This window comes from Nostoc sp. FACHB-888 (assembly GCF_014696655.1).
Classification (GTDB): domain Bacteria; phylum Cyanobacteriota; class Cyanobacteriia; order Cyanobacteriales; family Nostocaceae; genus Nostoc.
On record NZ_JACJQM010000010.1, the window covers coordinates 1 to 13,138 of the forward strand.

The following is a 13,138-nucleotide window of genomic DNA, read 5'->3' on the forward strand; positions in this document are numbered from 1 at the left end:
CATTGAGATCGCAGGGGGGCAGGGGGCAGGGAGCAGGGGAGAGGGTTTGCAGCTTTTATCACCATAAAAATGGTGCAATTTAAATGACGATTAGCTTAGCAGTTCTCATTTGGATGTAATATGCACTTTAGGAGTACGGCTGTCTGCCTCTAAGAATGAGTAAGCATATATTCCACGCTATTGAGAACCGCTATAGACGCAAATAATCGTAACTAGTAGCATAAATATCTCATGCACTCTTGATAAATATAATGCTGTCTAATTTTCCAGGTGACTCTAATGGGACAAATCATTACTCAGGTTGATGCTTTTACCAATACACCTTTTGCAGGTAACCCTGCTGCTGTCTGTGTTTTGCCCACTGCCCAAGATGATTGCTGGATGCAAAATGTGGCGCAAGAGATGAATTTATCTGAGACGGCTTTTTTAGTTAGACAGGATGATGGCTTCAATCTGCGTTGGTTTACGCCCACAGTAGAAGTACCGCTTTGTGGACATGCAACTTTAGCTAGTGCCCATGTACTTTGGTCAGAGGGGCATTTGTCACAGAATGAAGTTGCGCGTTTCTACACTAAAAGCGGAGTGCTGACTGCTAAATTGCAAGGTGAGTGGATTGAGTTAGATTTTCCTGTGAATCATTCACAAGCAACAGTCGCCCCGCAAGAACTCAAGGCTGCTTTGGGTGTCCCATACAAATCTGTTTTTCTAAATTCCTTGGGCTATTTAGTAGAATTGGCATCTGAAGATTTGGTACGGCAAATACAGCCAAATTTTCAAATATTGAAAACGTTGCCTATTTCTGAAATCATTGTCACCAGCCTTACCCACCCTGATTCTGAATATGATTTCGTTTCCCGCTTTTTTGCACCGGGTTTAGGGGTTAATGAAGATCCTGTAACAGGAGCGGCTCATTGTTGTCTTGCTGCCTTCTGGCGCGATCGCTTGCACAAAAATGAGTTATTGGCTTATCAGGCATCCAGTCGTGGTGGGGTGGTAAAGGTATATTATGACGGAGGCGATCGCGTCTTTCTTTCTGGACAAGCGGTAACTGTTATGCGAGGTGAGTTATTTACTACTTGAAGGAGGCAGGAGGCAGATCGCGCAGCGTGTCGTAGACAAGGCAGGAGGCAGAAGGGGATTCTAACCCTTCCTAGTCAAAACAATCGCATTGTCAGGCGATACAATGGGATTGTCGGTCGATGCAATAGCATTGTTAATCAAAACAATCGCATTGTTAGTCGATGCAATGGCATTGTTAGTCAAAACAATCGCATTGTTAGTCGATGCAATGGCATTGTTAGTCAAAACAATCGCATTGTTAGTCAATGCAATGGCAATATTTAGTTCTAAAGTGTCTACTAAAAATACAAATAATCGAAATCTGATCGCATCTCGTGACTGGCCAATTGAGCAATTACCTGGACTGAGCCACGAGGAACAATCTCAACTGCAAAATTGTGGGATTACTAGTACAGGGGCGCTAGTCAAACAAGGGAAAACTTTAGAGACAAGACTAGCGTTAGCAAATAAACTACATATCCACCTTCAATATGTAAATAAATGGATGGCTTTAGCTGACTTGGCGCGTATTCCGAGTGTAGGCATACAATATTGTGGTTTATTGCTCCATGCAGGTATTGGTTCTGTAGCACAGTTGGCTCAGACTCCCACTCACAGATTGCACCAACAAATTATGCGCTTGCAGGTAGCAACAATGCAGCGACGAGATTTGTGTCCACCAATTGAGCTAGTACAACAGTGGAGTCAGCAAGCGAAAATATTGGGAAGTGGAAATTAGGGAGTGGGGGGCAGGGGGAGCAGAATTAATAACCAATGCCCAATGTCCAATGCCCAATGCCCACTCCCTAATCTTTAACTAAAACACCATTAAGGAAGATATCAGCAAGTCCTTCTGCCATTTCCTGCATTTGTTGGGGAGAAGCATCAGGTTCCATAATGGTGTTGTTAGAAAAACCTGCGATCGCAAACATTCCCAAGAAGACTTTAGCAACTAGCTTTGCGTCCATCTTGCGATAAATGCCTTTATCCATCGCTGTTTGAAAAAATGCTTCGCCCACATCGGTCATTTTGGTGATGACTTCTAACTGGATGCGATCGCGCAAATCGGGGTGAAACTGCACCTCCATAAAACAAACGCGCATTAAATCGGCATTTTTTTGAAAGTTCCACATCCGGCGACGCATCACCTGAGCTACGGCTTTATAGCTGCCCATTTCACTTAATTCTGTCAGCAAATCTGTGAGAATCTCCACCCATCCACTCGTAGCTACTTCTACCAAAATTGCCTTTTTATTGGGAAAATGACGGAATAGAGTGCCTTCAGCTACACCTGCTGCCTGTGCTAAATCGCGGGTGGTAGTGCCGTCAAATCCTTGAGAGGCAAACAACCGTTGTGCTGCCTGTAAAATCCGGGTACGCGTCTGAGCCTCTGAGGGTGGGGAAGAATTAAAAACTCGCATAACAGTTATGGTGAAATTTCCGGAACAGGATTTGTAGCATTATTGTCTAACGTCAAGTAAAAAAGCTCAAAAAGCTTAATACAACATTAACGTCCTGGTACTAAGTATCTTGTTTTTTAGGTAATGTAACTTTATCTTAATTTTTGCTTATGAACCAGATGAGTCGGTCAATTTGGGATTGGTCAATTAAAGGAGGCAGAGGGTCACTGAGCGCAGCCTCTCAAAGAGTTGGGAGCCTAAGTAAGATAGGAGGCAGGAAGAAGACTGCTCTCTGTGTGCCTTCTGCCTTTGTTGATAAAGTATCTGTGATGTTGCGGCGCTTATTTGTCGCTTTGTTGGCTTTGCTCATCCTCTGGTGCGGATTGCTGCCAGAAATTGCTTTGGCTCAAACTCAGACAGCACCTCTTCCTCAAAGAGTTCTGCAACCTAAGAAAAGTCAAACTCCACCGGTTCAAAGTTCGATTCAACCTTATCTGGATCGAGTTATCAAGCGGTTAACGGAATTTCGCCTCGATAATGGTCTAAAATTCATTGTCTTGGAACGGCATGAAGCGCCAGTAGTTTCTTTTCTGACATACGCAAATGTCGGTGGAGTCGATGAGCCAGATGGCAAAACTGGTGTAGCTCACTTTCTGGAACATTTAGCGTTTAAAGGCACGACGCGCATTGGTACAGAAGATTACAAGGCAGAAAAACCTTTATTAGAAACCTTAGAACGGTTGGATGCCCAAATTCAAGCAGCGAAAACCGAGGGCAAAAAAGATGAGGTTGCTCGGTTAGAAGCTGAGTTTAAGCGAGTGGAATCGCAAGCAGCCAAGCTAGTTAAGCAAAACGAATTGGGGCAGATTGTCGAACAAGCAGGAGGTGTGGGTTTAAATGCCAATACTTCAACCGAAGCCACACGTTATTTGTACAGTTTTCCTGCTAATAAGCTGGAACTTTGGATGTCGCTGGAGTCGGAACGATTTCTCGATCCTGTAATTCGTCGTGAGTTTTATAAAGAAAGAGATGTAATTTTAGAGGAGCGACGGATGCGGGTGGAAAATTCACCGATTGGACTGATGGTGGAGAAATTTATTGATACTGCTTACAAAGTTCATCCCTACAGACGTCCGGTGATTGGTTATGACGAAGATATCCGCAATCTGACACCAGAAGATGTCCAAAAGTTTTTTGATACTCACTACGTACCAAGTAATTTGACCATTGCTATTGTCGGAGATGTTAACCCGGCTGAAGTAAAAAAACTGGCGCAAACTTATTTTGGCCGCTATCTGGCAAAAACCAAAGCTGTTGAAAAAATCCCGGTGGAACCACCACAACAACAAACACGGGAAGTTACTTTACAGCTACCTTCTCAACCCTGGTATTTAGAAGGTTATCATCGTCCGGCAATTACCCATCCAGATAATGCAGTCTATGACATCATTGCCAGCTTATTAAGTGATGGGCGCACGTCGCGGTTGTATAAGTCTTTAGTAGAAAAGCAGCGTTTGGCACTAAATGCTAGAGGTTTTAGCGGTTTTCCTGGAGATAAGTACCCAAACCTGATGTTATTCTATGCTCTCACGGCTCCTGGTCATACGGTTGATGAGTTGGCGGTGGCTTTGCGCCAAGAAATTGACAAATTAAAAACTGAGCCTGTAGCTACGGTTGATTTGGAACGGGTGAAAACCCAAGCACGGGCGAGTTTGTTACGTAACCTCAATTCAAATATGGGAATGGCTCAACAATTGTTGGAATATGAGGTGAAAACTGGCTCTTGGCGGAATTTGTTTAAGCAGTTGGATGATATTTCGGCGGTAACGACGGCTGATATTATGCGGGTAGCAAAAGAGACGTTTACGCCGAAAAATCGCACGATTGGGAAGCTTTTGTCGAAAGAAAAATAAGATAAACAAACCGCAAAGGGCGCAAAGGGCGCAAAGGCAGGAGATATGAAAAGGTACAAGGTGAAGGGTAAAAGGCGAATGGCATTGAAAATCCAAAATGGCAAGGGGTTGATTTATGGTTTGGTTGCTGTTTTTGCGTGTTTACTTTTAACTTGTAATTTTTCTCTGGCAGCGACGGCTGAGGCAAAGCATTACACTGAGTTGCAGTTGCCACCGCTACCTGAGATTAAGTTACCCAAGTATGAGCGGTTTGTTCTCCAAAACGGCTTAGTTGTCTATTTAATGGAGGATCACGAATTACCTTTGGTAAATGGTACAGCGTTTGTGCGGACAGGAAATCGCTTGGAACCACAACAGAAAGTCGGTTTAGCGGGTTTTACAGGCGCGGTAATGCGAACTGGAGGAACTAAGCAGCATTCGGCTGATGAACTAAACGAGATGTTGGAACGACGGGCAGCATCTGTGGAAGCTAGTATTGGTGAAGCTTCTGGTGGTGCTAGTTTTGATGCTTTGAGTGAAGATTTAGAAACAGTATTTGGGCTGTTTGCCGAGGTGTTGCGATCGCCAGTATTTGCTCAAGAAAAGCTAGACTTGGCTAAGACACAGGCTAAGGGTGGCATTGCTCGTCGCAATGACGATCCAGATAGTATTGCTAGTCGAGAATTTAAGAAGTTGATCTATGGGAAAGATAGTCCCTATGCTCGCACAATAGAATATGCAACGGTGGATCAGGTTGAGCGTGAGGATTTGCTCAAGTTTTATCAGCAATATTTCCACCCCAACAATATGATTTTGGGAATTGTAGGGGATTTTGATGCCAAAAAAATGCGATCGCTCATTCAAGCTAAGTTTGGCGACTGGAACCGCAACCCAGGTATTGCTAATCCCAAATTACCAAGCGTTGTGCCAGCCAATACAGGCGGAGTCTTTTTTGTAAATCAGCCACAATTGACGCAAAGTAGTGTGCTTATCGGGCATTTAGGCGGACGGTTTGACAATCCTGATTATCCGGCGCTGGATGTATTGAATGGGGTTTTAAGTGGATTTGGTGGACGCTTATTTAATGAAGTGCGATCGCGTCAAGGTTTAGCATACTCTGTATACGGGCAGTGGAGTCCCCGTTTCGATTATCCTGGGATGTTCATTGCTGGTGGACAAACGCGATCGGATGCTACTGTGCAGTTTGTCAAAGCCTTACAAAATGAAATCAAGCGCATCCAAACTCAAAGAGTAACAGCAAAAGAACTTGCTTTTGCCAAAGAGTCTACACTCAACTCCTTTGTATTCAACTTTCAAGACCCCAGCCAAACTTTATCACGGTTGATGCGATACGAATATTACGGCTATCCTGCTGATTTTCTCTTTCGCTATCAAAAAGCTGTCGCTGCTATCACATCTGCTGATGTGCAACGGGTAGCACGAGAATACCTCAAGCCAGAAAAGATCGTGACTTTAGTGGTGGGGAATCAAAGTGCCATTCAACCGCCATTGACGCAGCTAGCAACACAGGTAACGCCGATAGATATAACGATTCCTGGTTCGCAGCCACAGGCGAATAATTAGTTCCATCTTTACCATTTTTTAAGGGGGTAGGAGCAAGTCTTAATTGAACTGGATTGCGCTATCAACAAGGTATCCCTCTAGTATTTCCTGGTAATCAGCATTCAGTTACAGTACTTGACTAACGACTCAAATCAAATAATTTCCTTGATTATCTGGAAATGACTGAGGCCAAATTGTAGTAACCAGTAGAAACTAAATCAGGAACCAAAACCTCTGGAGTTCCCAGAGGTTTTTTTTTAATACGCTTTTCGAGGAGCGATCGCCCGATAAACCTCAATAATAAAATTGTTGCATTAACTGGAGTAAGCTAAATTTAGGTTTGAGCTACTGGGAGTGGAAATGATGTTGTTGGAATTAAAGCGCATCTATGTTCCACCAGGACAAAGAGTGCTACTGCGAGATGTAACCTGGCAGGAATTGGAAACAATTCTAGAGGATTTAGGGGAACACCGTGCAGCACGAATTGCTTATGACAGGGGAATATTGGAGATTATGGCACCACTGCCAGAACATGAATATGGCAAAGAGATTATTGGCGATTTAGTCAAAGCGCTTCTAGAAGAGCTAAATACTGAGTTTATCAGCCTTGGTTCTACCACTTTCAAGAACCAAGCAATGGCTCAAGGTATAGAACCTGATCAGTGTTTCTATATAAAAAATGAATCCAAGATTCGTGGCAAGAAGCGACTAGATTTAACAGTAGATCCCCCTCCAGATTTAGCTCTAGAAATTGATATTACTTCTCGCACTCATCCTAATATTTATGAAGCGCTACAAGTACCTGAGCTTTGGCGTTTTAATCAAGGAAAGCTCCAAATTAATATTTTGCGAGATGGGCATTATATAGAGTCTCAGCAAAGCCTAAATTTTCCTTTATTCCCACTAATTGAAACGATTCCCCAATATCTGGAGCAAAGTACAACAGCAGGTAGAAATGCAACGCTCAAGGCTTTTCGTCTTTGGGTACAAAAGCAAATACAACAGCAATGATTGAATAATTCGTAATTCGTAATGGGCTACGCCCCGCTACGCTAACGTAATTCATAATTAATTTTAGGAGAGCTGCCTAACTTCGACCTCTATTTGGATCTGGCAACAGGTTAAGACAAGTCGGCTCGGTGAACCAAGAATCCCACGGCTTCAAGCCGTGGGAGTGTCAATTAGTAATGATTTAGGTTAATGCCAGCTTCTTTTGCCATTGCTTCTAACCCTTTAACTTCTAAGCTTTTGATTGCTTTAGTAGACAGCTTTAATTTTACCCAGCGATTTCCGCCTGCCCACCAAACACGCTTGCTTTGCAGATTAGCGTGCTGAAGGCGTTTTGTACGGCGGTGGGAGTGGGAAACAGCAAAGGCGTTATTTGCCTTCTTACCAGTTAGTTCACAGCGACGGGACATAGCAAGTATCTCCAGATTATTATTTTAATACAGCCTTTCCATTTTAGGTCTTAGGCAACAGAAGTGGAGAAGAGAGTAGGGAGATTAGGGCAGGGGGCAGGGGGCAGGGGGCAGGGGAGGCAGGGGGAGCAGGGGAGGCAAGGGGACAAGAGGTGAGAACTTGAAACAAGTCTTTCCCCTTGTCCCCAATTCTCCTTGTCCCTAAGTCCTCTTGCCAATGCCCAATGCCCAATGCCGAATGCCCGACTCGCACTATTTACTTGCTTGTTCCGTCAGTTTAGTGAGTACCTCATTTGATCGCTCGACGAAAGATTTCATTCCCTCAGCGTCAAAGCCTTTCTGAGACATCAGCGCTAGATCGTAAACGTGTTGGCAAATCAAGTTCACTAACTGATCTGTATGCGTTTGACCGTCACCTTGAATAATACTACCTTGGTTAAGATTTGCCAGATTTTGAATTAATGGGTGAGCAGTATTCACTAGCAAAATGTGATCTTCGGGAAACTCTGCTGTCCCCTGCTGCATCATGGCGTTCATTTCTCGCAGGCGGCGAAGAATCTCTGGTAAAAGCACCATCGCAGGTGGTGTACCTTGAGGATCGTCTGATTTCAAAGCTTCGGTACGGATGTTGAGTTTGGGTTTGTTGAGAGATTTCTCAAATAACTCTTTAATCGTCTCACTGCGGGTTTTGTTCGTTTTGGGATCGACAATTTCCGTAGCTTTGTCTTGTTCTAGCAGAGTATTATCTAAATCTGAGTCTACCCGCGTAAACTTGACATCCTGATATTCCCGCTCTAGGAAGTTGATAAAGTGGGTGTCGATGAAGGAGTCCATAAATAGGACTTCCAAACCTTGATTTTTGTGTAGTTCTATGTATGTAGCTTGGGTTGTTTCATCGGTGCTGTAAAAAACTCGGTTTTCGTTGCGTTCTTTGTTGCGTTCTAGATACTCTTTGAGTGTGGTGTAAGGAGCAGTGGGTGCTGAGTTCTCAGCACTGGGTGAGGGAGTAACATCTTGCCAAGCATCCCCCTCTGAGGACTGTACTTCAACGGCTGGAGTTTCAGCAGCAGCTTTTTCTGTCAGCTTGGCGGTGGTGCGGAAGACGATGATATCTTCAATTTGTTTTTTGAATTTCTCGTCGTTGAGAACGCCGAATTTTACAAAAGTACCGAGGTCTTTCCAGGCGCTGATGTATTGTTCACGATTATCGCGGAAAAGTTCTTTGAGGCGATCGCCTACTTTTTTGGCAATGTAATCACCAATTCGCTTCACGGTGCGATCGCCTTGCAAAGCACTCCGCGATACGTTTAGGGGAATATCGGTACTATCAATTACACCCCGCATCGGCATTAGAAATTGCGGGATAATTTCTTCGCAGTTGTCGCTAACAAAAACTTGATTGCAAAATAGCTTGATCTGCCCTTTGGTAACATCTACATCCGGCCTCATTTTGGGGAAATACAGAATCCCGTTGATGATAAAGGGATAGTCTGTATTTAAATGTACCCACAACAGAGGTTCTTCCTGAAAAGGATACAAGTAGCGGTAAAACTCTAAATAATCTTCTTGACTCAGATTACTTGGAGACTCTCGCCAAGGTGCTTTTTGCTTATTTACTACTTCACCATCAAGTTTAATTGGGACTGGCAAGAAGTCACAGTAGGTCTTGACAAGATTCTTAATTCGTGCGGACTCGAGAAATTCTTCCTCTTCTCCTTGCAAGCTGAGAGTAATAGTAGTACCGCGAGTTGTTCGGGGCGACTCTTCTAGGGTGAATGCTGGCGAACCATCGCAAGTCCAGTGAACCGCCTGCGCCCCTTCTTGATAGGAGAGGGTATCAATTTCTACCTTTTGCGCCACCATGAAGGAAGAGTAGAAACCAAGACCGAAATGGCCGATTATCGGTTGATCTGATTTGCCTTCATACTTATGAATAAATTCTTCAGCACTAGAAAAGGCAACCTGATTGATATATTTCTTAACTTCTTCTGCGGTCATCCCGATACCGTTATCGGAGATGGATAGAGTTTTGTTATCTTTGTCAATGGCAATTTCAATTTCTGGTTCGCCGATATCTCCAGCGTAGTCTCCGGCGCGGGATACCATTTTCAGCTTTTGGATAGCGTCTACAGCGTTGGATACGAGTTCCCGCAAGAAGATTTGGTGATCTGAGTAAAGCGACTTCTTAATGATCGGGAAAATATTCTCAGTATGAATACTGATAGTGCCTTGTTCTAGCATAATTGGTAATTTTTCGATGTTAGTATCTGAAATGATGATAGTGGCTAATATAGCCTAGCCTTCTGTTTTCCAGGATAAACCCGGAGAAAATAGAAAGGTATGATACCAATTAGGATTTTAAAAGCATAACTTAGGCGATTGAACCTTTTTTGAGCATTGTTTGCCCCCATTTTCTGATTCGGATTTCCCTACTCCCAATTTTCACCGCAGGTTTATTAACCTAGTTGAGACTGTTACCTAAGTACTAATGCCAGTTTTTTCCAACACCAAAAAATAGTGATACGGATAAGTTTGGCCGATTTTTTGATAAATATTCCGAATTTCTAAATATTGCAATATTTTTTACTTATGGTTAATAGTTCTGACTTACTTGCAAAACTCTACAATGCCTTTAACCCCTTTGAACCCTTACCCGCAGGTGATCCAAAATATGTATATTGTCAGAATGTGCGCGGAGATGCGGATATTGAGCAAGAGTTGGGAAATCGGATGCGATTAGCAGATACAAATACTTGCCAATTGTATTCTGGCCATCGGGGTGCGGGGAAGTCTACAGAATTACTAAGGTTAAAGAAATATTTAGAAAATCGAGAATTTTATGTTGTGTATTTTGCTGCTGATGAAGAGGATATTGATTCAGAAGATGCCCAGTATACAGATATACTCCTCGCCTGTACCCGCCGTTTGCTCAAAGATTTAAAAGGAATTGCTAATCCTCGTCCTATACTCAACTGGTTGAAAGGTCGTTGGGAAGATTTGAAAGATTTGGCGCAGACTCCCATAGAATTTGAGAGTCTGGGAGTAGAAGCACAGCTAGCTCAATTTGCTAAGTTGACCGCAAATTTAAGGGCTGTTCCTGAATTACGCCAGAAGATTCGCCAAAAAATTGATCCTTACACTGTCACTTTAATTGAGGTGTTAAATGAGTTTCTGGTGGATGCAAAACAGCACTTACCTAATGGCTACAAAAAACTGGCGGTAATTGTCGATAACTTAGACCGAATGGTATTAGTCAAAGATGGAGAACGCACCAACTATGAGGAAGTCTTTTTAGACCGTAGCGAACAACTCCAAGCTTTAGATTGCCATTTGATTTACACTGTTCCCATTTCAATGGTCTATTCTAGTAGAGCAACAGACCTCAGAGATATCTACGGCGACCCCCAAATTTTGCCGATGATTATGGTAAACACTCTCAAGGGAGACGTTTATCAGCCAGGACTAAAGAAAGTTAAAGAAGTAATTAAGAAGCGAGTCCGGCAAATTGCACCCGAACTATCACTAGAAACAGAAATTTTTGACAGTCCCCAAACCTTAGACAGGCTTTGTTTAATGAGTGGAGGCCATGTGAGGAATTTGCTATTGTTAACTCAAGATGCCTTTGGACGCACTGAAGATTTACCTGTTTCAGAAAAGGCGGTGCGACGAGCAATTACTCAAGCTAGAGATACTTATCGCCGCGCTGTGGAAAATCATCAATGGTGTCTGTTAGCGGAAGTCTCTTGTTCTAAGCGCATTATTAATGATGACTTATATCGCAGTTTGATGTATAACCGTTGTCTTTTAGAATACCGCTATTTTGATGATGATGGAGAAATGCAGCGTTGGTATGATATTCATCCATTGATTCAAGGAATTCCAGAATTTAAAGAAGCTGTAACAAAACTTTCATGAACCCAAATTTAAGTGATTGGGATGATGATTTACCCCCAGAACCAGAAGAAGCTTATCAAGACTTGCTTCGCGCACTGAAGCGAAAATTAGGATTTGGCTTGTTTTTTGTCCAATGTACACCTGGGGAAGCAGACAAGTTTATTGTCAAACTTTTCCAAGAGATTCCGCAGAAGAAGATTGCAGTTTTGCAGTTGGTTGAGGCGATTGATAATCTATATCAGCCAGTGGCAGAGTTTATTAAAAATAAGCAAGTTGATATTTTACTAATTCAAGGTCTGGAATATTCTTTATATAAGTATGAAAAAAGAAGTTTTGGGGAAATTACAGAAGGACAATTTAGTAATTTAACCAGTGTCCCGCATATTTTAAATCACTTAAACCAACAGCGAGAACGGTTTAGAGATGATTTTCCTATTAGCTTTGTTTTTCTTTTGCGTTCATTCTCGATTAACTATTTTATTCACCGCGCCCCAGATTTTTTTGATTGGCGTTCTGGGTTGTTTGAATTACCAACTACACCAGAAGTAGTAGATGAAGAATCATCTCGCCTACTGGACGAAGCAGGTTATGAAGAATATTTAAAACTTAGCCATGAAAAAAAAATAGAGAAACTTCTAGAAATTAAAGATATGCTAACAGAAAAATTCCAGACAGAAAGCCGGAAGCCGAGTTTACTATGTGAGTTGGGAAAATTATTAGTTACCGCTAACGAAAATGAACTAGCAATCGCATCCTATGATGAGGCGTTGGAAATTCAACCTGATTATTACCAGGCTTGGTACAATCGGGGCATTACACTAGGAAATTTAGGATGTTATGAACCAGCAATCTCATCCTACGATGAGGCAGTAAAAATTAAGCCTAACTACTACTATGCTTGGTACAATCGGGGGATTATGCTAGTGAATTTAGGACGTTCTGAAGAAGCAATTGCATCTTACGAAGAAGCCCTAAAATTTAAACATGATTATCATGAGGCTTGGAATAATAAAGGTAATTTACTATTAAATTTAGGCAATTATGAAGCAGCGATAGCATCTTATGAAGAAGCGCTAAAATTTAATCCCGATTACTACTTAATTTGGAATAATCGAGGCATTGCTTTAATAAAGCTGGGACGTTATAAAGCAGCGATCGCATCGTATGAAGAAGCATTGAAACTTAAATCTGATTACCATTTATCTTGGTATGGTAAAGGTAATGCATTAGCTAATTTGGGAGATACTGAAGCAGCGATTGCTTTTTATCAAAAAGCAGTGAAAATTCAACCTGATTACCACTTAGCTTGGTATAGTCAGGGAAATGCACTAGAGAGTTTGGGACGCTATGAAGAAGCGATTAGATGCTACGAAGAGGCGCTGACAATTAAACCAGATGACTATTTAGCTTGGTATGATCGAGGTATTGTACTAGAAAATTTAGGAAACTACGAGGTAGCAATTACTTCCTATGACCAAGCATTAAACATTAAGCCAGATGACTATTTATCTTGGTACGCTAAAGGTTATGCTTCTAAGAATTTAGAACGTTACGAAGCAGCAATTATATCCTTTGAGCAAGCACTGCAATTTCAACCAGATAATCATGAAGTTTGGTACAACAAAGCTTATTGTTATGCTCTCCAAGGTAATATTGAGCAGGCACTAGAAAACTTACAAAAAGCAATTAATCTGGGTGGTGACGAATATCGTGCGAGGGCAAAAACTGACTCTTGTTTTGATGCTATGCGGAAAGTTGAGTGCTTTCAATATTTAATTCAATAACCTCTATAAAGATTAAATTAATATAGCGATCGCCCTCAAACTTCTACTGAAAATACTAACTGAAATTAAAAGCGATGCCTATGAATAAAAAATTAAAACTTTAACCTATCTTGAAGAACGGAAATAAA

At 42.1% G+C, this 13,138-nt stretch carries 10 protein-coding genes; 7 read left to right on the forward strand and 3 right to left on the reverse strand.

All coding sequences use genetic code 11. The annotated features are described in order from the left end of the window. The first annotated feature begins 279 nt into the window (after nt 1-279). Together H6G26_RS08545 and H6G26_RS08550 are read left to right on the forward strand one after the other, a co-directional pair. Nucleotides 280-1,080, forward strand: coding sequence for a PhzF family phenazine biosynthesis protein (locus H6G26_RS08545; RefSeq protein WP_190728844.1), 801 nt, complete (start codon nt 280-282; stop codon nt 1,078-1,080). 271 nt (nt 1,081-1,351) lie between these two features. After that, nucleotides 1,352-1,798, forward strand: coding sequence for a DUF4332 domain-containing protein (locus H6G26_RS08550; RefSeq protein ID WP_190728961.1), 447 nt, complete (start codon nt 1,352-1,354; stop codon nt 1,796-1,798). Between the two features lie 67 nt (nt 1,799-1,865). Here the strand turns inward: H6G26_RS08550 and H6G26_RS08555 are convergent, their stop codons facing one another. Continuing rightward, nucleotides 1,866-2,480, reverse strand: a complete 615-nt coding sequence (locus H6G26_RS08555; RefSeq protein WP_190728845.1) for a TetR/AcrR family transcriptional regulator — start codon at nt 2,478-2,480, stop codon at nt 1,866-1,868. Between the two features lie 308 nt (nt 2,481-2,788). Here H6G26_RS08555 and H6G26_RS08560 point away from each other — a divergent pair, with 308 nt between their 5' ends. The 3 genes from H6G26_RS08560 (at nt 2,789) to H6G26_RS08570 (ending at nt 6,925) form a co-directional block, all read left to right on the forward strand. Further along, nucleotides 2,789-4,372, forward strand: coding sequence for a pitrilysin family protein (locus H6G26_RS08560; protein WP_190728962.1), 1,584 nt, complete (start codon nt 2,789-2,791; stop codon nt 4,370-4,372). A gap of 45 nt (nt 4,373-4,417) precedes the next feature. Beyond that, on the forward strand, nt 4,418-5,935 hold the full coding sequence (locus H6G26_RS08565; RefSeq protein ID WP_190728846.1) for a pitrilysin family protein: 1,518 nt from the start codon (nt 4,418-4,420) through the stop codon (nt 5,933-5,935). Nucleotides 5,936-6,277: 342 nt separating this feature from the next. Beyond that, nucleotides 6,278-6,925 carry a Uma2 family endonuclease gene (locus H6G26_RS08570; protein WP_190728963.1) on the forward strand — a complete coding sequence of 216 codons (648 nt, stop codon included), beginning with the start codon at nt 6,278-6,280 and terminating at the stop codon, nt 6,923-6,925. A 170-nt stretch (nt 6,926-7,095) separates the two neighbouring features. On the opposite strand, the gene rpmB is transcribed toward H6G26_RS08570, so the two are convergent. Together rpmB and htpG are read right to left on the reverse strand one after the other, a co-directional pair. After that, nucleotides 7,096-7,332 (reverse strand): 50S ribosomal protein L28, encoded by a 237-nt coding sequence (gene rpmB, locus H6G26_RS08575; protein ID WP_190728847.1) that lies wholly within the window; start codon nt 7,330-7,332, stop codon nt 7,096-7,098. Between the two features lie 252 nt (nt 7,333-7,584). Next, complete coding sequence (gene htpG, locus H6G26_RS08580) at nt 7,585-9,573, reverse strand: molecular chaperone HtpG (RefSeq protein ID WP_190728848.1); 1,989 nt, start codon at nt 9,571-9,573, stop codon at nt 7,585-7,587. 348 nt (nt 9,574-9,921) lie between these two features. On the opposite strand from htpG, the gene H6G26_RS08585 reads away from it, so the two are divergent. Together H6G26_RS08585 and H6G26_RS08590 are read left to right on the forward strand one after the other, a co-directional pair. Then, nucleotides 9,922-11,247 carry an AAA family ATPase gene (locus H6G26_RS08585; RefSeq protein WP_190728849.1) on the forward strand — a complete coding sequence of 442 codons (1,326 nt, stop codon included), beginning with the start codon at nt 9,922-9,924 and terminating at the stop codon, nt 11,245-11,247. Further along, nucleotides 11,244-13,010: a tetratricopeptide repeat protein gene (locus H6G26_RS08590; protein WP_190728850.1), complete on the forward strand. Its 1,767-nt coding sequence runs from the start codon at nt 11,244-11,246 to the stop codon at nt 13,008-13,010. Before H6G26_RS08585 ends, H6G26_RS08590 begins: the two co-directional genes overlap by 4 nt. Nucleotides 13,011-13,138: the final 128 nt, after the last annotated feature.

Excerpts from the sequence above, each read along its gene's own strand:
- H6G26_RS08545 (WP_190728844.1), top strand. The coding sequence starts at position 280 with ATGGGACAAATCATTACTCAGGTTGATGCTTTTACCAATACACCTTTT.
- H6G26_RS08555 (WP_190728845.1), bottom strand. The coding sequence starts at position 2,480 with ATGCGAGTTTTTAATTCTTCCCCACCCTCAGAGGCTCAGACGCGTACC.
- H6G26_RS08560 (WP_190728962.1), top strand. The coding sequence starts at position 2,789 with ATGTTGCGGCGCTTATTTGTCGCTTTGTTGGCTTTGCTCATCCTCTGG.
- H6G26_RS08565 (WP_190728846.1), top strand. The coding sequence starts at position 4,418 with ATGAAAAGGTACAAGGTGAAGGGTAAAAGGCGAATGGCATTGAAAATC.
- H6G26_RS08570 (WP_190728963.1), top strand. The coding sequence starts at position 6,278 with ATGTTGTTGGAATTAAAGCGCATCTATGTTCCACCAGGACAAAGAGTG.
- rpmB (WP_190728847.1), bottom strand. The coding sequence starts at position 7,332 with ATGTCCCGTCGCTGTGAACTAACTGGTAAGAAGGCAAATAACGCCTTT.
- htpG (WP_190728848.1), bottom strand. The coding sequence starts at position 9,573 with ATGCTAGAACAAGGCACTATCAGTATTCATACTGAGAATATTTTCCCG.
- H6G26_RS08585 (WP_190728849.1), top strand. The coding sequence starts at position 9,922 with ATGGTTAATAGTTCTGACTTACTTGCAAAACTCTACAATGCCTTTAAC.
- H6G26_RS08590 (WP_190728850.1), top strand. The coding sequence starts at position 11,244 with ATGAACCCAAATTTAAGTGATTGGGATGATGATTTACCCCCAGAACCA.